The organism is Streptomyces sp. NPDC055506 (assembly GCF_053643595.1).
In genome coordinates, this window is the sequence record NZ_JBSHKH010000009.1 from 19,143 (window position 1) to 38,203 (window position 19,061).

The 19,061-nt window shown below is 72.6% G+C and carries 15 protein-coding genes; 5 read left to right on the forward strand and 10 right to left on the reverse strand.

Annotated features, from left to right (window positions below; genetic code table 11):
* From ACWIF2_RS05820 to fahA, 8 genes are all read right to left on the reverse strand, one after another.
* Complete coding sequence (locus ACWIF2_RS05820; RefSeq protein WP_454358810.1) at positions 1–2,844, reverse strand: fumarate reductase/succinate dehydrogenase flavoprotein subunit; 2,844 nt, start codon at positions 2,842–2,844, stop codon at positions 1–3.
* Positions 2,845–2,855: 11 nt separating this feature from the next.
* Positions 2,856–3,701, reverse strand: coding sequence for an ABC transporter ATP-binding protein (locus tag ACWIF2_RS05825; protein ID WP_454358811.1), 846 nt, complete (start codon positions 3,699–3,701; stop codon positions 2,856–2,858).
* A complete protein-coding gene (locus tag ACWIF2_RS05830; protein ID WP_454358812.1) occupies positions 3,685–4,578 on the reverse strand; it encodes an ABC transporter permease in 894 nt (297 codons plus the stop codon). Before ACWIF2_RS05830 ends, ACWIF2_RS05825 begins: the two co-directional genes overlap by 17 nt.
* A complete protein-coding gene (locus ACWIF2_RS05835) occupies positions 4,575–5,966 on the reverse strand; it encodes an ABC transporter substrate-binding protein (RefSeq protein ID WP_454358813.1) in 1,392 nt (463 codons plus the stop codon). Before ACWIF2_RS05835 ends, ACWIF2_RS05830 begins: the two co-directional genes overlap by 4 nt.
* 15 nt (positions 5,967–5,981) lie before the next feature.
* On the reverse strand, positions 5,982–6,209 hold the full coding sequence (locus tag ACWIF2_RS05840; protein ID WP_010986276.1) for a 4Fe-4S dicluster domain-containing protein: 228 nt from the start codon (positions 6,207–6,209) through the stop codon (positions 5,982–5,984).
* A gap of 33 nt (positions 6,210–6,242) precedes the next feature.
* Complete coding sequence (locus ACWIF2_RS05845) at positions 6,243–7,043, reverse strand: GntR family transcriptional regulator (protein WP_454358814.1); 801 nt, start codon at positions 7,041–7,043, stop codon at positions 6,243–6,245.
* A gap of 164 nt (positions 7,044–7,207) precedes the next feature.
* Positions 7,208–8,146, reverse strand: a complete 939-nt coding sequence (locus ACWIF2_RS05850) for a M56 family metallopeptidase (protein WP_454358882.1) — start codon at positions 8,144–8,146, stop codon at positions 7,208–7,210.
* A gap of 242 nt (positions 8,147–8,388) precedes the next feature.
* Positions 8,389–9,606, reverse strand: a complete 1,218-nt coding sequence (gene fahA / locus ACWIF2_RS05855; protein ID WP_454358815.1) for a fumarylacetoacetase — start codon at positions 9,604–9,606, stop codon at positions 8,389–8,391.
* A 379-nt stretch (positions 9,607–9,985) separates the two neighbouring features.
* On the opposite strand from fahA, the gene ACWIF2_RS05860 reads away from it, so the two are divergent.
* The 5 genes from ACWIF2_RS05860 to ACWIF2_RS05880 all read left to right on the forward strand — a co-directional run bounded on the left by ACWIF2_RS05860 (position 9,986) and on the right by ACWIF2_RS05880 (position 17,100).
* Positions 9,986–11,164, forward strand: coding sequence for a DegT/DnrJ/EryC1/StrS family aminotransferase (locus tag ACWIF2_RS05860; RefSeq protein ID WP_454358816.1), 1,179 nt, complete (start codon positions 9,986–9,988; stop codon positions 11,162–11,164).
* 4 nt (positions 11,165–11,168) lie between these two features.
* Positions 11,169–13,442, forward strand: coding sequence for a lipopolysaccharide biosynthesis protein (locus tag ACWIF2_RS05865; RefSeq protein WP_454358817.1), 2,274 nt, complete (start codon positions 11,169–11,171; stop codon positions 13,440–13,442).
* A gap of 228 nt (positions 13,443–13,670) precedes the next feature.
* Positions 13,671–15,497: a glycosyltransferase gene (locus ACWIF2_RS05870; RefSeq protein ID WP_454358818.1), complete on the forward strand. Its 1,827-nt coding sequence runs from the start codon at positions 13,671–13,673 to the stop codon at positions 15,495–15,497.
* Positions 15,494–15,934: a hypothetical protein gene (locus tag ACWIF2_RS05875; RefSeq protein ID WP_454358819.1), complete on the forward strand. Its 441-nt coding sequence runs from the start codon at positions 15,494–15,496 to the stop codon at positions 15,932–15,934. Before ACWIF2_RS05870 ends, ACWIF2_RS05875 begins: the two co-directional genes overlap by 4 nt.
* A 299-nt stretch (positions 15,935–16,233) precedes the next feature.
* Positions 16,234–17,100 (forward strand): glycosyl hydrolase, encoded by an 867-nt coding sequence (locus tag ACWIF2_RS05880; protein WP_454358820.1) that lies wholly within the window; start codon positions 16,234–16,236, stop codon positions 17,098–17,100.
* A gap of 29 nt (positions 17,101–17,129) precedes the next feature.
* On the opposite strand, the gene ACWIF2_RS05885 is transcribed toward ACWIF2_RS05880, so the two are convergent.
* Positions 17,130–17,972 carry a polysaccharide deacetylase family protein gene (locus ACWIF2_RS05885; protein WP_454358821.1) on the reverse strand — a complete coding sequence of 281 codons (843 nt, stop codon included), beginning with the start codon at positions 17,970–17,972 and terminating at the stop codon, positions 17,130–17,132.
* Positions 17,969–19,061 (reverse strand): glycosyltransferase (locus tag ACWIF2_RS05890; protein WP_454358822.1); only part of this gene is annotated, 1,093 nt, incomplete at its 5' end. The genes ACWIF2_RS05885 and ACWIF2_RS05890, both read right to left, overlap by 4 nt.

Below are 19,061 nucleotides of genomic sequence, written 5' to 3' on the forward strand. Positions count from 1 at the left end.
TCACAGTGCCCGTGCCGCGTACGCCCTGACATCCGCGTCGGAGTCCGTCGTCGCCGTGGCGAGGGCCGCGCGGGCCTCCTCGGCGGTGCGGTGCCGGGTCAGTGCCAGGACGGCGGCCTTGCGCACGTCGGCGTTGGCGTCCGCGAGGGCCTTGGCGAGGGCGGGGACCGCCACCTCCGGGTCGGCGACGGACAGGGCCGTGGCGGCTCCGGCCCGGACCTGCCAGGCCGATTCCGACAGGGCGGCCACGGCACGCGCGGTGAGGCTCGCCGGGCAGCCGGTCGTGCCCAGTGCTCCGTAGGCAGCCGCTCGCACCAGGGCGTCGGGGTCGTCGAGGAGGCCGGTGAGGGCCGCTTCGATCGAGCCGGCGGCGGAATCGGAGCGCGCTGCGGAATCGGTGCCGCCCAGAGGACCACTGGACAGTCGCTCGGCACCCACCGTGGCCAGTCCCTTGGCGATCGCCACCCGGACCTCGCGGGACGGGTCGGCGACCGCCGCGCGGGCCAGTTCCCCGGCGGCGTCGACCGACACCAGGGCGCGTACGGCCTCGATACGGACGGCGATGTCGGCGTCGGCCAAGGCGTCCGCGAACAGGCCGGCGTCTCCGAGGCGCAGGGCACGCAGGACGTCCAGCGCGGCGGCGCGGACCACCGGGTCGGGCTCGGCCAGGGCGGCGGCGAGGCCGTCGCGCAGGTCGGGCTCGGGCGGGAGCGTCTCGACGAGCTCCCGCAGTGACGCGGCTGCGGCGGCCCGTACCTCGGCGGCGGGGTCGCGCAGGGCGGAGGCGAGGGCGCGGCCTGTCCCGGGCGGCAGCGTCTCGGTGAGCACGGCGACCGCCTCACGTCGGACGGCGGGCGCGGGGTCGGTCAGGTACGGCTGCAGGGCGTCGAGTTCGGGCTCCTCATCGGCCAGGGCGACGAGTTCGAGGAGACGGGCGGAGGACTGCTCGGGGGCGGGAGCGGGGGACGAGGACGACGCCGTCGGCTGCGGCTGGTCAGCCTCAGACCCGGCTGCCCCCACCTGGGCAGCCACCGGAGCCACATCCCGCGGCCCAGCCATCGCCACGTCCTCGGCGTGGACCTCGCCGATCAGACGCGACGGGCCGCCCACGGGGGTGAAGCCGTCGACCGGAACGAGATAGGGAGCCACGGGACGGGCCGTGAACTCCATCGCACCAGAGGGGGACTTGTGCAGATCGAGGTGGTGGAACCAGGACGCGTCGTCGCGCCGGGGGTGGTCGAGGCGGTCGTGGTAGAGGCCCCAGCGGGACTCCGTGCGGGCCAGGGAGGACCGGGCGGCCATCTCCGCGCAGTCGCGGATGAAGGTGACCTCCGCGCAGCGCATCAGTTCGTGCGCGGTGTGGGCGCCCATCTCGGCGATGTCGGCGTGCATCCGCTCGAAGGCCTCCAGGGCGAGCGACAGACGGGCGCCGGACTTCGGCGGGGCCACGTAGTCGTTCACGAAGCGGCGCAGCTTGTACTCGACCTGGGGCTGCGGCGGGCCGTCGGGGTTGCGCAGCGGGCGGTAGATCAGCTCGTGCGCCTCCCGGAGCTGCTGCGACGGCAACTCGCCCGCGTAGGCCTGGTACTGGGACGCGTCCGCACCCGCGAGGTCGCCGTAGACGAACGCGCCGATCATGTAGTTGTGCGGGACGCAGGCCAGGTCGCCGGCCGCGTACAGCCGGGGCACGGTCGTCCGGGCGTGGTCGTCCACCCGGACGCCGGAGGCGGAGTGGCCGCCGCACAGGCCGATCTCGGAGATGTGCATCTCGATGTCGTGGGTGCGGTAGTCGTGGCCGCGGCCGGAGTGGAAGGTGCCGCGGGTCGGGCGTTCGGTGGAGTGGAGGATCGTCTCCAGGGCCGAGACCGACTCCTCGGGGAGGTGGCTCAGCTTCAGGTAGACCGGGCCCCGGTCGGACGCGACCTCCGCGGCGAACTCGGCCATCATCTGCCCCGACCAGTAGTCGGAGTCGACGAAGCGCTCGCCGTGCCGGTTCACCTGGTAGCCGCCGAAGGGGTTGGCGACATAGGCGCAGGCCGGGCCGTTGTAGTCCTTGATCAGCGGGTTGATCTGGAAGCACTCGATGCCGGTGAGTTCCGCGCCCGCGTGGTAGGCCATGGCGTAGCCGTCGCCCGCGTTGGTGGGGTTCTCGTAGGTGCCGTACAGATAGCCGGAGGCGGGCAGACCGAGGCGGCCGCAGGCGCCGGTCGCGAGGATCACCGCGCCCGCGCGGACCTGGACGAACTGCCCCGTGCGGGTGTTGAAGCCCGCCGCCCCGACGGCGCGCCCCTCGGCCGTGAGGACACGCACCGGCATCACCCGGTTCTCGATGCGGATCCTCTCCCGCATCTCGCGCCGCCGCAGCTGCCGGTACAGGACCTTCTTGACGTCCTTGCCCTCCGGCATCGGCAGCACATAGGAGCCGGAGCGGTGGACCTGGCGGACCGCGTAGTCGCCGTGCTCGTCCTTCTCGAACTTCACGCCGTACGACTCCAGTCGCTGCACCATGCCGAAGCCGCGGGTGGCGGTCTGGCGGACGGTGGACTGGTCGACGATGCCGTCATTGGCACGGGTGATCTCGGCGACGTAGTCGTCGGGTTCGGCGCGGCCCGGGATGACCGCGTTGTTGACGCCGTCCATGCCCATGGCGAGCGCGCCGGAGTGGCGGACGTGGGCCTTCTCCAGCAGCAGCACGTTCGCGCCGTGCTCGGCGGCGGTCAGTGCCGCCATGGTGCCGGCGGTGCCGCCGCCGATGACGAGGACGTCGCAGGTCAGTTCCTCGGCGTCGGCGAGGGACGGGACGGCCAGGGAGGTGTCCGCAGGGGGGTTCACGGAGGTGGTCACCGGGGTGCCTTTCACGTACCGAGCGAGGTGAGGACGTCGCGCCGCAGGGCCACGCGCGCCGGGTCGTCGTGCGCGCCCCGGTCACGCGGGCGGGGCACGTCCCGTACGGCGGCGAGGCCGCCCGCGCCGAGCAGGGCGACGCGGTCGCCGAGGAAGAGCGCCTCGTCCACGTCGTGGGTGACGAAGACGACGGTCGCGCCCGTGCCGTGCAGCACCTCCACCAGCAGGTCCTGCATGCCGGCCCGGGTCTGGGCGTCGAGTGCGCCGAACGGCTCGTCCATCAGGACGGCGCGCGGGCGTGCGGCCAGGGCGCGGGCCAGCTGGACGCGCTGGCGCTGCCCGCCGGAGACCCGGTGCGGCAACTGCCGTGCCTGCGAGCCGAGTCCGACCCGCTCCAGCCAGGCCTGGGTCTGCTCCCGGCGCTCGGCTCGGGACACGCCGCTGATGGCGAGGGGGAGTTCGACGTTGGCGCGCAGGGTGCGCCAGGGGAGCAGGGCGTCCTCCTGGAAGACCAGGGCGCGGTCGGCCCCGGGGCCGGTCAGCGGGTGCCCGTCCTGGGTGATCTCCCCGGAGAGCGGGGACAGCAGGCCGGCCAGGGTGCGCAGGAGGGTCGACTTGCCGCAGCCGGACGGGCCGACGACGGTGAGGATCTCGCCGGGGGCGATGTCCAGGTCGACATCGTCCAGGGCGGGCGCGCCGGGGCGGCCGAGGGAGGCGCCCGACAGCGTGAGCCGGGTGCCGCGCACCGGCGTCGCGGTGCCGTCGGTCTCGGGCGAGGCGCTCGCGTCGGCCTCGGACGAGGTGTTCGGGACGGCCTTGGACGAGGTGTTCGGGACGGTGTCAGACGAGGTGCTCATCGCGTGCCTCCTCGGATGCGGGGCCTCCGGAGACGGAGCCGCCGGATGCGGTGGCGGGGGCGGCCGGCGCGGGCTTCGCGGCCCGGGCGGGCCGGGGCGGCCGGGCGCCGGGGACATAGGCGGTGCGGGGCAGCCAGCGGGTGAGACGGCGGCCCAGCAGTTCCACGGCGGTGGAGGTGAGCCAGCCGAGCACGCCGATGGTGACCATGCCGACGAACACGCCCGGGTAGTCGACGACGGTGTAGTCCTGCCAGGTGCGGTAGCCCACCCCGTACTGGCCGGAGATCATCTCGGCGGAGATCACACAGATCCAGGACACGCCGATGCCGACGGACAGGCCGCCGAACACGCCGGGCAGCGCGCCGGGCAGGACGACGGAGCCGAGGATCCGCCACCGGCCGCCGCCCATGGTGCGCACCGCCTCCTCCCACATGGGGGTCAGGGCGCGCACCGCGTGCCGGGTGGAGACCATGACCGGGAAGAAGGCGGCGGTGCAGGTGATGAAGACGATGCCCTGTTCGTTGGAGGGGAAGAGGAGGATCGCCACGGGCACGAGCGCGATGGCCGGGATCGGCCGGATCACCTCCAGCACCGGGCCGAGCAGATCCTCGGCAAGCCGCGAGCGCGCCACGAGCACGCCCGTGGCCACGCCCAGGACGGCGGCCAGCAGGAAGCCCGTGAGGATCCGGGTGAGGCTGTCGGTCAGGTCCGTCCAGTAGTCCGGCCCGGACAGCCGGGCGGCGAAGGCCCGGGCCACGTCGGTGACCGTCGGGAACTGCGAGAAGCGCAGCCACAGGTCGACATTCAGGCTGGTCAGCGTCTGCCACAGGCCGAGGGCGGCGGCCAGGGAGGCCACCCGGAGCGCATAGCGCCTCACGACGCCTGCTCCAGAGCGTCGGCGTAGGAGACGACCCGCGCCCCGCCGTGCCCGGCGATGTACGCCTGCGCGGTCTCGGGCGCGACGAAGGGCAGCAGCTTGTCGCCGTCGGCCACCCACACCGCCTTGTCGGCGAACCACAGGGTGCCGGTGATGGTGTCGGGGACGTAGGAGGCGCGGACGCCGTCGCGGTGCCCGGCCACGTAACGCAGCAGTTGGGAGGGGGAGGTGAAGGTGACGGTCTTCGAGGCGCCCTTGGGCCAGGCCTCGCTCGCGGCCGGCGCGGGCTTCGTGGCGAGATGCTTGGCGTACGCCGTCGGGCCGAGGGCCTTCTTCACGTACTGGTCGTCGACGAAGGAGTCGACGTCCACGTCGCCGGTGAGCTTGGCCGACTTCAGGATCGAGACGTCCTTCTTCAGGGCGGAGACGAGCTGGGGCTTGATCGCTTGGTCGAAGGTGGCGATGCCGTGAGCGCCGTTGTAGAGGTAGACGACCTCGGCGGGCAGGCCGGTCGCCTTCGCGACCTTCTCGGCGGCGTCCACCGGGTGGTCGTTCAGGTAGTCCGTCGCCTGCGCCTGCGCCTTCAGGAACGCGTCCAGCACGGCCGGGCGCTCCTTGGCGAAGTCCTCGCGGGCGGTGACGCCGTGGAAGGTGGGCAGATTCAGCCGCGCCCCGTCGTACAGGGCCTTCGCCTTGCCCTGGTAGGCGAGCAGGCCCGGCCAGGCGACGAACTGGGACAGCGCGTCCGCGCTGCCCGCCGTGAGGGCGGAGGCGCCGACGGAGGGCTGCTGGTTGAGCTTCTCGATGCCGCTGTTCGGATCGACGCCGGCGCGCTGCAGGGCCCGTACGAGGGTGCCGTCGGCGGCCGAGCCGACGCTCGTGGAGACCTTCTTGCCCTTCAGGTCCTTCAGGGTGGCGAGCTCGGAACCGGGCGGGGTGACGATGGTGTTGAGGCCGCCGCGGAGGTTGTAGCCGGTGACCGAGACCAGGCGGGTGGGGTTGTTCAGCTGCTTGCCGCGGGCCGCGTTGATGAGCAGCGGGAAGTCGCCCATCGAGCCGATGTCTATCTTCCCGGCGGTCATCTGGGCGGTGATGGGGGCGCCGGTGGCGTAGTCCTGCCAGTTCACCTTGTACTTGATGCCGTCGTTGCGGGCGTTCAGCTGCTTCTCGAAGTAGCCGAGGGAGCGGAGCAGGGTGCCCGCCGTGACGGTGTTGATCGTCCTGGACTGGTAGCCGACGGTGACGGTGACCGTGGAGCCGCTGCCGGCCTCGGCGTCACCGCCGCAGGCGCTGAGCGGGAGCAGGAGGACGACGGCGGACACCGCGACCGCTGCGCGTTTCCGTGTGGACAGGGACGGGCTGGTTCGGGACGTGCTGGTTCGGGACATGACGGTTCGGGCCTCTCACCGGAGCAGATAGGGCATGTTGACCGTGACGGCGCCGGTGGGGCATCGGGCCGCGCACGGGCCGCAGTACCAGCACTCGTCGACGTGCATGTACGCCTTGCCGTTGCTCTCGTCGATGGCGAGGGAGTCCAGCGGGCACATGTCCACGCAGAGCGTGCAGCCGTCGATGCACTTCGACTCGTCGATGGTCACGGGCACGTCGGCCCGCTGGGGCGCCAAGGGCATGGCTGTCTCCAGGGATCTGCGCGAGCGGGATGGTTACCGGGACCGGTGCAGCAGGCCGCTCATGGTGATGCGGTCGCCGCGGAAACGGATGAACTCCAGGTCGACCGGGCGGCCGTCCGCGAGGTGGGTGAGGCGTTCCAGCATGAGGACGGCGGCGCCGCGCGGGGCCTCGAGCACGGCGGCCGAGTGGGTGTCCGCGCTGACCGCTTCCAGGGTGATCTCGGCATGGCCGAGGGGCTGGCCGGTGACGGCTTCCAGGAGGCGGAAGACGTCGGTGTTCTCCAGGTCGGCGCCGAGCAGTTCGGTGCCGATGTCGAGCGGGATGTAGGTGAGGTCGAGGGACAGGGGGAGGCCGTTGAGACGGCGCAGGCGTTCGATGTAGAGGACGTCGGTGCCCGGCGCGAGGTGGAGGCGTTCGGCGACCGGCGCGGGTGCCGGGGCGGGGCCCATGGTGCGGACCTCGTTGGTGACCCGGCCGTGTTCGCGGAGGGTTTCCGCGAGGCCCATCAGTCGGTCGAGACCGTGGGGGTACTTGTGGGCCACGACCACGGTGCCGACGCCGGGCCGGCGTTCCACGAGGCCCTCGGCCCGCAGCAGGTCGAGCGCCTCGCGGACCGTGTTGCGGCCGGCGCCGTAGTCGGCGGCGAGGGTCGACTCGTGGGGGAGGGTGCCGTCGGGGAAGGCGCCGGTGAGCGTCTGCTGGCGGAGCAGGTCCGCCAGTTGCCTGGCCCGGTCGGCGCGCAGCCGTCGCCGCGCGCGGTGGGCGGCGACGGTGGTCGCGGCTCCCTGTCCGGCGTGGTCTCGGCTGCGGTCGATGGGCATGGCTCGGACCATACCTATCCGGTAGGAAAAGTAGTGTTGCGGGAGTGTTGCGCCACCGGGAATGTGACCGGTTCGACTGTTGAGCTGCGCTTTCGGCGGGCCCGTGGGGAGATCTGCCACCACGGCCGCGGCCGTTCCACGGCCGGACCCGCCCCCTTGGCCCCCGGCCGGTACGGCTACGACAGCGCCGTCAGGCCCGGGGCGAACGCGATCAGCAGGGGCAGCAGCGGTACGAGCGCGGCCGTGGTGGTCGTCAGGGCCCGGTTCCTGCGGCCCAGCCGGGGCGGCGGTTCCAGGAGCCGGTCGACCCGTTCGCCCAGCAGACGGTGGCTGGAGGCGCAGGACAGGACGCCGCGGTGCTGGTTGAGCTCGATCAGGGCCAGTGCGGTGGTCAGGTGGCCGCAGCGGCGGGAGGCGGTGTCGTCGGCGGCCAGTTCGACCAGGCGGTGGGTCTGGTCGCAGAAGTGGGCGAACAGCGGGATGCGGGGGAAGCCGGTGGCGAGGGCCGTGGAAAGGTGCAGCAGCCAGTCGTGGCGGGCGCGGGCGTGGCCCCGCTCGTGGGTGAGGACGGCGTCGAGCTGGTGGCCGGTGAGACGGTGCAGGGCGCCCGTGGTGACGATCAGCTGGGACGGACTGCCGGGCATCCACCAGGCGTCGGGGTACTCGTCCTCCAGGACCAGCAGCGGCCCGCGGGCGGCGGGCAGGCCGGCCGGCAGATCGGGGGCGCGCTCGCGCAGATGGGCGCGGGCCTGGGCGCGGCGCCGGCGCGCCTCGACGAGTTCGCGCGCGAGCATCGCGGTCGTCCAGGCGGCGCCGCAGGCCAGCAGCAAGGTGAGGGTGGCGGCCCACGGAGGGGCGGTGGAGAGGTCGTACGCCGCGGTCACGGCGGGCGGCGCCGGAGCGAAGAGCTGGGCGCGGACCGTGCCGAAGACGGCGGCGGCGCCCAGGGCGAGAGCCGTCACACAGCACAGCAGGACGGTGGCGACCAGGCACTGCCACACCCACAGCGCGACCACCGGTTCCCGCTCGGGCCACCCGGACCGGGTCAGCGCCCGGGGCACGGGCACAGCGGCCGTCACGGCGACAACGCTCAGCAGGAGCAGGCAGACGGTCATTGCCACGGGCTCCGGTTCCTGGTCGGAAGAGGGGCGGCTACGGGTGGTGCGGGGGAGAGCGGCTGCTGTGCGCGCCGGTGCCACGGCCGAAGTGCTCGCCGAACGTGCCGTGTACCGCGCATGGGCGGACACACCGCCCGACGCCCAGTATGACGGGCCGGGCGGTGTGAGTCAGGAGTCGAGCGCCATCGGAAGAGCCGGAAGGGGCGACTGCCGGCCAGACCCGCCCCTGCCGCGAGGGTTCACTCCGCTCCCGGTGTCACCCGTCCCGTCACCTCGCCGAGCCCCACCCTTGCACCGTCCGGCCCCGGGGCCCAGGCCGAGAGGGTCACCACGTCGCCGTCCTCGAGGAACGCCCGCTTGCCGTCCGGGAGTTCGAGCGGGTCGCGGCCGTTCCAGGTCAGCTCCAGCAGGGAGCCGCGCTCGCGGTCCGCCGGGCCGCTGACCGTGCCCGAGCCGTACAGGTCGCCGGTGCGCAGGGAGGCGCCGTTCACGGTCATGTGGGCCAGCTGCTGGGCGGCCGTCCAGTACATGGTGGAGAAGGGCGGCTCGGAGACGACGTGGCCGTTGACGGCGACGGTGATCCGCAGGTCGTAGCCGCCGGGTTCCTCGTCGCTGTCGTCCAGGTACGGCAGCAGCTCGTGCGTCCGGGCCGGCGGGGCCACCCGGGCGTCCTCCAGGGCGTCCAGCGGGGTGATCCACGCCGACACCGACGTGGCGAAGGATTTGCCGAGGAAGGGGCCGAGGGGGACGTACTCCCAGGCCTGGATGTCGCGTGCGGACCAGTCGTTGAGGAGGCAGAGGCCGAAGACGTGCTCGCGGAAGCCGTCGAGGGACACCGGCTGGCCCATCTGGGACGGCGCGCCGACTACGAAGCCGACCTCCGCCTCGATGTCCAGGCGGACGGACGGGCCGAACACGGGAGCGGCGTCGGTGGGTGCCTTGCGCTGGCCGGAGGGGCGCATGACGTCCGTGCCGGAGACGACGACCGTGCCGGAGCGGCCGTGGTAGCCGATCGGCAGATGCTTCCAGTTGGGGGTGAGGGAGTCCTCGGCGTCGGGGCGGAAGATCTGGCCGACGTTCCGGGCGTGGTTCTCGGAGGCGTAGAAGTCGACGTAGTCCGCGACGTCGAAGGGGAGGTGCAGGGTCACCGAGGACAGGGGGTGGAACAGCGGTTCGACGGTCTCGCGGTGGGACGGCACGGTCACCCAGGCGGTCAGCGCCCGGCGCACGTCCGACCAGGCCGTGCGCCCCGCCGCCAGCAGCGGGTTGAGGGTCGATTGGGCCAGCAGGGCGGCGTACGGGGAGCCGAGCGCGTGGGCCGCGGCGCCGGCGTCCAGCACATGGTCACCGAGCCGGACGCCCACGGAGCGGTGGGACGAGCCAGGGAGGGAGAACACGCCGTACGGCAGATTGTGCGGGCCGAAGGGGTCGCCCTCGGGGACATCGAAGGGGGGCATCGGGTGCTGCCTCGCTTTCGGGTGTGCCATGTCGTCGCCACGTGTTCGTGGTCATGCCACACGTTACGGGTGGCGCGCCGGTCGTGGGCAGAGTCCGAGGAGGCGGACACGGGCGAACGGGGCAGGTGGGTGTGAGGGTGACCGGACGGTGCGACTCCGGCGCGGCGGACGAGACGCCACTTTCGTACGTGGCGGAAGTTATCCACAGGACGCGACGCAATCTTGACGGAGCGGTGCGAACGGGGCGACTCTGGGCGGGTGCCGGAAGGCCTCGGGGAGGGGGCGTTCCCACGGCACACCAGGGGGGCGGATGGCCATAGGGGAGGCCGGTCCGGGTTCGGTACGGCGTGGTCCACAGCCGAAGCGGCTGGAAGAGACCATGCGCGTCCGGCTCGGCCGGGAATGTGTGTATGTACCGTCGTGCCGTTTCGGGCTGTACGTGGCGCTGCGCCACTGGTGCCCGCCCGGCGGACGGGTGCTGATGTCGCCGGTCAACGACGACGTGATCTTCTTCGTCGTGCTCGCGGCCGGACTGCGTCCGGTGCAGGCGCCGTTGAACCCGCTCGACGCGTCCATCGACGTCGATGCCGTGCCCGAGGAGACATGGCGCTCGGTGTCGGCCGTGCTCACGACGAACCTGTACGGCAACCCGGACCCGGCGCCGCGCCTCAGACAGAAGTGCGACGCGCTCGGGATCCCGCTGTTCGAGGACGCGGCGCACGCCATCGGCAGCAGGGTGGGCGACCGGCCGGTCGGGGCATGGGGGGAGGCATCCGCGTTCAGCCTGTCCAAGCATGTGGGCGCCAAGGCCGGAGGCATGCTCTCGCTCGCCGATCCGGGACTGCGGGAGGCGGTGGAGAAGACCCGCGCGGGGCTGCTCGTCCCGCGCCGGATGAGCTCCGAACTGGCTTACGCCGTCCGGCCGTACGCTGAGGCGACGGTGCGCGGGCTGCGGCTGCGGCGCGCCGCCTGGGCCGCGATCCGGCTGCTGGGTCTCGCGGACCGCGAGGAGATCCGGATGCCGCTGCGCCCGGACGAACTCGCCCAGGCCAAGCGCCGGGCGCCCGGGCTCGAGGCGCACCACCCTTGGGTGCGGGTCGACATGCACGACTACCGTCAGGAGTCCGGCCTGCTGCGGCTGCGGCGCATCGGCCGCAAGCTCGACCGGCTCGACGACGTGCTGGACGCCTGCCGGGCGGGCACGGAGCTGCTGCTGTCCACGCCCTGGGCCAAGCCGCGCGACGAGCACGGGACACAGCCGCTGTTCCGCGTCCCGCTGTTCGTGGCGGACCGGGACGCGGCGATCGCGGCACTGGCACGGCGGGGCATCGTCGTCGGCTACCTCTACGACCCGCCCCTGGACGACTACGCCGGTGCGGAGTTCACCGACCCCTCGCCGGCCCCCGAGGCGGCCCGCTGGTTCGCGCGGCACGCGCTGCCCGTGGACCCGCTGCGGGCACGGACGGTCGTCGAGGTACTGGAGCGGTCCGGGGTGCGACCGGCCGAAGCGCCGGGAGAGCTGTCCAGGGCCAGGCCGACACCGGGAGGGCTGGGTTAGTCCCGTGGCTGAGATCCAGGTGCACGAGCCCGCCCCCACGCGCGCCGAAGAGGGTGGGCTCGAGCCTGCCGGCAGCGAGCGCACGCACGACTCGCTGTTCAAGAACGCCTACTTCCTCATGCTCAGCACCGGCGTGTCCGCCGTGCTCGGCCTGGGGTTCTGGCTGGTGGCCGCCCGCTACTACTCCGAGGAGGCCGTCGGCCAGGGCTCCGCCGCGATCGCCGCGATGCGGCTGCTCGCCAGCATCACGGCGACGACGATGATCGGGGCCGTCGTGCGCTTCGTCCCGCGCGCGGGACGGGAGACCGGCCGCCTGGTGTGGGGCACATACGTGGCCAGTTCGCTGGTCGTGGCGCTCGCCGCCGCTGTCTTCCTGCTCACGCTCGACGCCTGGGGAGCCTCCTACGCCCCGCTGGGCACACCCATGGCGGGGGCGGTGTTCGTCGCGGCGTGCGTGGCCTGGGCGCTGCTCACCCTCCAGGACGGCGTGCTCACCGGACTGCGCAAGGCGGAGTGGGTACCGGCCGGGAACGCGGTGTTCTCGGTCGGGAAGCTGGCCCTGCTGGCCGTCTTCGCCGGCACGCTGCCCGTCCTCGGCATCTTCGTCTCCTGGGCGGTGGCGATCGCCTTCTCCACCCTGCCGCTGGGCTGGCTGATCTTCCGCAGGCTCATCCCGCGCCAGGCGGACCACGACCGCGAGAAGGAGCCTCCGAAACTCCGCGACATGGGCCGCTTCCTGGCCGGGGACTCGCTGGGCGCGCTGTTCAGCCTGGCCATGATCAACCTGTTGCCGGTGATGGTCGCGGTCCGCTTCAGCGCCGCGGAGAACGGCTACTTCTACGTGGCGTACACCGTCGGCGGCACCATGGAGTTCATGGCCATCAACATGGCCTCGTCCCTCACCGCGCACGCCTCGCACGACCCGCGCCAGCTCGCCGACGGCGTCCGGGGGGCACTGCGGCGCATGACGCTGCTGCTGGTCCCGGTCGTGGCTGTGCTGGTCCTCTTCGCCCCGTACATCCTCACGCCCTTCAGCCCGGACTACGCCGAGCACGGCTCGACCGTGTTGCGGCTGCTCGCCCTCGGCGCACTGCCGCGGGTCGTGGTGGAGCTGTACATCGGCGTGCTGCGCGTCCAGGGGCGCACGGGTGTGCTGGCCGCGCTCCAAGGCGCCATGTGCGCCCTGGTGCTGGGCAGCGCGGCCGTGCTGTTCACCCCGGCCGGGATCGCGGGCGCCGGCTGGGCGGTGCTGCTGAGCATGACGCTGATCGCCGTCGTCTCCACGGTCGGGCTCCGGGCGGCACTGCGCCACGACGACACCGCGCCCGCCGTCCGCACACCCGCCGACCCCTCCTACGGCACCCGCTGGGCCAAACTCAACGCCACCGCCGGCTACGGCACGACCTGGGCTCGCCGGGCCGCCTACCAGCCCAAGGACGGTGACCAGGACACGGTCACGCTGTTCATCGGCCGGCCGGGGTACGAGCGCGAGGCGCTGCAGGCGGACACACTGGCGCTCATCGTGCGGCCGGAGGGGCCACACCGTGAGCCGTCGCACGAGCCCGGAGCACCACCGTACGAACCAGGAGAACCGCTCACGGACCAGGAGCCACAGGAGCGGCGGCTGAGAGGCGCCCTCTGGAGCCTGCTCGGTGTCGCCGCCGTCTTCTTCCTGGCACCGCTGCGCGACCTGCCCTGGCTCGACGACGCCTCCGAAGCGGCACTGACCGGACGTCAGCTGCTGGAGGGGCTGCCGTTGCCCTCGCTCACCGCGGGAGGCCTGCTGCTCGTGGTGTTCGTCGCCGCCCTCACCCTGTGCACCCGGCGCGACCCGTGGCTGCCCGGCACGGCGCTGTACGCCGCCCTGCTCGCCCTGTACACCGCACCGGTCGCCCTCGGACGGGAACCGCGGCCGGTGGACGGGGCGTTGTATGAGAAGACGGCCGGCTTCCTCGCGGACACACTGGGGCTCGACGGGCCCGAGCCCCTGCTGCGCTGGGCGCCGCCCGTCTGTCAGCTGCTGTGCCTCGTGCCGCTGTGGCTGCTGCTCGCGAGCGCGGGCGGGCGGCTGACGTGGCCGGGGCGCTGGGGGGTTCTGTATCTCGTCGCGGTCGGCGGCTGGGTGTGGCGCGACACGCTCGCACCCGTCACGCCGCCCCTGCTCGCCGTCCTCGTCCTGCTCCTGCTGCTCCGCCGCGCCGCGTCGGCGTGGACGCGCTCCCGCTCCATATCCGACCGACCGGCCGGCGGACCACCGATCCGCCGGCCCAGCGACTGATCACGATCCAGCGCCGAACCGACACGATCCGGCGCCGAACAGAGTCGAACAGAGCCGATTCGCCAGGGGGGAACCACCGTGCGTCCGCCAGCAACTCCACGGGAGAGATCCACGCCAGAACCCACACCTGCCCGGGATGAAGCGGACTCTTCGGCTCCCCACCCCGAGACCTCCAGCCAGTCCTCCAGCCCCTCTTCCTCGGAGTCGTCGAGCCCCGCCCATGAGCCCGTGACGGACCTGTCCGACCTGCCTCCCGTCTGGCCCGGGCGACGTGCGTTGGCCTGGCCCGGCGTTCCGCTGGTCGCCGCGCTCGCCCTCTGGGCGTACGCCGTGCGGCACACCGATGTCTCGCGGCTCGACGACTACGGCCTGGTGACCGCGCTGCACCCCACCTTCTGGGCCGGCCTCGCGGTGCTCACCACGGGCTTCTGGTTCACCGTCCGCGATCCGCGCCGGCGGGGCGGCTGGGCGGCGGCGTACGTCCTCGGGCTGCTGGTGATGGAGCGGGCCACGCAGGCCGTGGTCTATCCGACCCCGCTGTACGCCTGGGCGTGGAAGCACGAGGCGGTCATCGACCATCTGCTGACGGCCGGCGGGCTGCAAACCGCCGACCAGGTCGGTGACATGGCGGTGTACGACCAGTGGCCGGGCTTCTTCGCCGCCCAGGCCGCCCTGGTGCGGTTGCTGGGCGTGGACTCGGCCGCGATGTTCATGGCCTGGTGGCCGCTGGCCTCCAGTCTGATGCTGCTGCTCCCGTTGCTGCTGATCTACCGCACCTTCACCGAGGACCGGCGGCTGATCTGGACCGCCGTCTGGCTCTTCTACGTCGCCAACTGGGTCGGGCAGGACTACTTCTCGCCCCAGTCCGTGGCGTACGCGCTGCATGTCGGCGTCCTGGCCGTCGTCCTGCGCCGCTTCGGCCGGTCCGCGGTGCGGCGCGGGCGGCCCCGGCAGGCCGTCTGGACGGTGGTCATCACCGTCATGCTCGTGGCGATCGTCATCTCCCACCAGCTCACCCCGGGCATGCTCGTCGTCTGTCTGCTCGCCCTGTGCCTCAGCCGCCGCTACCGCGACTGGGTCCCGGTGGTCACCACCGTCGTGATCTTCCTGGCCTGGTGTCTCACGGCCGCACTGCCCTTCCTGTCCGCGGCGATGCCGGACATGATCCGCTCCATCGGCGACGTCGGCGCCAACGTCGAGACGGGGTACGGCGCCACCCCGACCGGCACCGGAGCGATCGCGACCTCCTGGGCGGCCCGGCTGCTGTCCGGCTCCGTCCTGCTGCTCGCGGCCGTCGGCGTGCTGCGCCAACGGGTGCTGCGGCACCGGGCCCGGCCGCTGCTGCTGATCGCGGCGGCCCCGCTGCCGATGTTCGCGGCCAGCAGCTACGGCAGCGAGATGATCTTCCGGGTGCTGCTCTTCATGCTGCCCGGCGCCGCGTTCTTCGCGGCCGCGGCGCTGCTGCCCAAGGTCCGCACACTGGCCGCCGACGCCGCGGCGCGGGAAGCCGGAGGCCGGCAGGCCGCCCCCGCCAAGGGACCTGCCAAGGGCGGGCGACGGTGGCTCGGCGTCTGGGTGCCGCTGGCCGCACTGCTCGGCGGAACCCTGGCGTTCGTCCCGGCCTACTCCGGCAAGGACCGGATCAACTACTTCCCGCCGCAGGAAGTGGCCCTCGTACGGCAGCTGTTCGACCAGGCGCCCGACGGCTCGCTGGTCGTCGCCGCCAACCGCAACTACCCGCTCGCATACGACTCCTACTGGAGCGTCGACCACTACTGGTTCCTCGACGACGCCCGCAGTCACGTCGACCGGATCGTCCAGAAGCCGGCCGCCACCCTCGCCAGTGACATGGCCGGGGTGGAGCGTCCGGCCCGGGCCTACTTCCTGCTCACCCAGGGGCAGTTGGCCAACTCCGAGATGAACGGCCAGCTCACGAAGGCGCAGCTGGACCGCGTCCGGAAATCCGTCGCCGCCTCACCACGGTTCCGGCTGGTGGCGGAGAACAGCGCCGGATGGCTCTACGTACTGAAGCAGGCTGGGGGAGCGGAGCGATGACACCGCAGGATCTCGTGGTCCGGATGCTGCCGCCGTTCGGCGGCTGGCTCGCGCTCGCCGCGCTCGCCCTGCCCGGCGGCTCGCCGCTGCGGGGCGCCGCGGTCGTCCTCTTCCTGGCGGCGGGCCCGGGCGCGGCGATGGTCAGAGTCTGCGCCCCCGCGCTGGGGGCACGGCCCGCCGAAGGCCCGGTCGAGCGCCGGGACCCGGACTTCGCAGGCCACTCCGACCTGCTGGAGCGGCTGATGCTGGTGCTGTTCATGAGCATCGGTGCCGTGATGCTCGTCGCGACCGTCCTGATCGCCACGCACACCTTCAGCGCGCAGCGGGTGCTGCTGACACTGACTCTGCTGACCACGCTCGCCGCGTTCTGTCCGCCGCTGCGCGCCTCTCCGCAGCCGAGGACGACGCCGAGTACACCGAAGGGTTCCGCTCAGTGAGGTTCAACCGTCCCCACCGATCCGACCGTCCCCACCGATCCGACCGTCCCCACCGACGCCACCGTCCCTTTCGCCGCGACCCGAACACAACGACCGAGGAGCAGCCGGCCGCCCGCCCGTTCGCATCGAGCCGGCGCCGGCTCCTGATCACGTCCGCCACGGTCGTCAGCGCGGTCCTGGTCGGCGTCCTAGCCCTCCGGAACGCCTCCGGACCGGACCCCCAGGGCGCCGGTTCCGAGGCGGACTGCCGTCCCACGGCACTCCTGGAACCGCCCTGCGGCGCCTGGTTCGGCGCGTTCGTGCCGCACGAGCGCGGCGACCTGCCCGAGAAGGTGCGCGCCTACGAGAAGCGCGTGGGCCGCGAGCTGGACATCGTGTACACGTACCACGACATGTCGCTGGCCCAGGGCACCCGCCGCGAGGGCCAGCTGCTCACCCCGGAGGAACGCCGCGTCGGCGAGGACCACCTGCTGCTGCTGTCCTGGGAGAGCAAGTGGTGGGGCGGCACGAAGAAGCAGCAGCCGACCTGGAAGCAGATCGCGTCCGGCGCGCTGGACGACAAGGTCATCGACGTCCAGGCCGAGCGCATCAAGGACTACGGCAAGAAGGTCTTTCTCTCCTTCGACCTGGAGATGGACACCCGCACCCCGGACAACGGCACCCCCGCCGAGTACGTGAAGGCGTACCGGCACATCCACGACCGGTTCCGCGAACTGGGCGTCGACAACGTGGTCTGGACGTGGATCACCACCGGCTACCTCGACCACGCCGACGAGATGAAGCGGATGTATCCCGGCGACGAGTACGTCGACTGGATCGGCTACAACCAGTACAACTACTACCGCTGCCACAACACGCGCTGGATGACCTTCGCGCAGACCCAGAACACCGCGCACGACTGGATCCGCGAGAACATCTCCGACGACAAGCCGCTGATGCTCTCCGAGTTCGGCACCGCCGTGGACTCGGCCCGCCCGCAGCGGCAGGCCGAGTGGTACGCCCAGGTGCCCGGGGTGCTGAAGGGCCTGGAGGGCGTCAAGGCCGCCCTCCAGTGGAACTACCGCGACCCCGGACCGCACTGCAACCTGGCGCTGGCGAACGACGCGGCCTGGGACAGCCTCCGCAAGGCGGCCGCCGACCCGTACCTGAACCAGCCGCTCAAGTAGCCCACCGGGTCAGCCGGGGGCAGCCAGGGTCAGCCCGCGAACTCGGGCCCGTGCACCACCGCACGGGCCCGCCGGTACCACCGCCACCCGATCGTCCTCGGCCCGTCGCGGTACGGCGCGACCCGCGCGCCCGCCCCCGCCAGCCAGCCCTGGACGTCTGCGACGGTGTGGGTACGCCGGACGATGAGCCGCGCGATGCGGTACCGCTCGTCGTGATCGGAGCTGAGCGCGTGCCGTACGGCGGTCGCCGTCTCGTAGCCGGCCCGGGCCGACATGGCCCGCACCCGTGGGCTGTTGTAGCCGTGCGGATAGGCCAGGTGGCGGACCTCGTGGCCGAGGGCGTCCTCCAGCACGGCCTTCGACGTGCGCAGTTCGTACGCCAGGTCCTTGCCGGACAGGGTGTCGAGCTGTGCGTGGGTGACGGTGTGACTGCCGATCTCCATGCCGGAACGTTCCAGCTCCGCCGCCCGGTCCAGGGTCATCATCGGGGCGGACGGCAGCAGACTGCGGCTGCCCGGGGTGATGGCGCCGGTGGTGAGATAGGCGGTGGCGGGCAGCCCGCGGCCGGCCAGCGTCTCGGCGGTCGGGCCGGGCAGATCGGCGAAGCCGTCGTCGAAGGTGAGCAGCACGGGCCGGGGCGGCAGGGGCGCCCGCCCGGCCAGATGGTCGGCGATCGTACTGATCGTGACGGGCGTACGGCCGCTGTCGGCGAGGGCGTCGAGGTGCGCCGCGAACTGCCGTGGCGTGACCGTGAACTCGGCGATCCAGCCGGGCGGGTCGTCCATCACGGCGTGGTACAGGAAGACGGGGATGGCCGGGGTCCCCGAGGGCGATATCGGCCCCTCACCACGCGTACGCGCCGACGTCCTCATCTCGCCCTCCGAACAATCCCCTGAACAGCCCCCTGAACAGCCCCCGGAACAGCCCCCTGAACAGCCCCCGGAACAGTCCCCCGATCAGTCCCCCGAGCAGTCGCGCGCAGCGCCCGCCGCGCCCGCACATAGCCGAGGGGCCCGTACAGCATCCCCCTGCGCTGCAACCGCGACAGCCGTCGCGGCCAGGGATGCGTCCGCGCATCGTGGTCACCCGGTGCCCCGCCCCCTTCCGTCTCGCGTACGGCCGTCAGCGTCCGGGCGTGGGCGAGGCCGCGGGGCAGCCGCGCGAGGAACGCCGGCAGCAGCGCGGGGCGGTTCACCAGCACCGCGGTCAGATAGGCGGTGAGCCCGGCGCCGTAGCCGTACGCCTGGGTCTCCAGGTCCCGCCAGGTCTCCCGGTGGTGGTGCCACACCAGTGCGGAGGGCGTGTAGCGCAGCCGGTGGCCCTGGGCCAGGACACGGACGAAGCCGTAGAGGTCGTCACCGCCCTTGGCGGCCGTACCGGCACCGGTGGCCGGGTCGAAACCGCCGACGGATCGCAGCACCGCCGTACGGAACGCCATGTTCGCGCCGGAGCCGAACCGACCCGCCGTGAACGGGAACAGCGGTTCGTCGCCCGGCGGACGCGCCGGGTCGTACGTCCTTGGAGTGAAGCCCTTCGCGAAGCCGCCGTGGCTCTCCAGGAGCACCTGGGCCGGGGTCGTCAGCCGCGCGGGCAGGATCAGCCCGGTGGCGCAGCCGAGTCCGGCGTCGGCGGCGAAGGGCGCGGTCAGTTCGGTCAGCCAGCGCGGGTCGGCGACCACGTCGTCGTCGGTGAAGGCGACCACCTCGCCGCGTACGGCCGCGAGGCCCGCGTTGTGCGCGACCGCGAGGCCGGGCACCCGCTCGCACACGTACCGCACGCGCTCGGCGTACTTCCGCTCGACCAGCTCCCGCGTCTCGTCCGTCACGGGCGCGTTGTCGACGACGACGATCTCGAACCGCGGATGATCCTGCGCCAGCAGCGAGTCCAGCGCACGGGCCAGTTGCCCGGCCCGCTCCCGGGTCGCGACGACGACACTGGTGTACGGAGCCTCAAGCTCACCG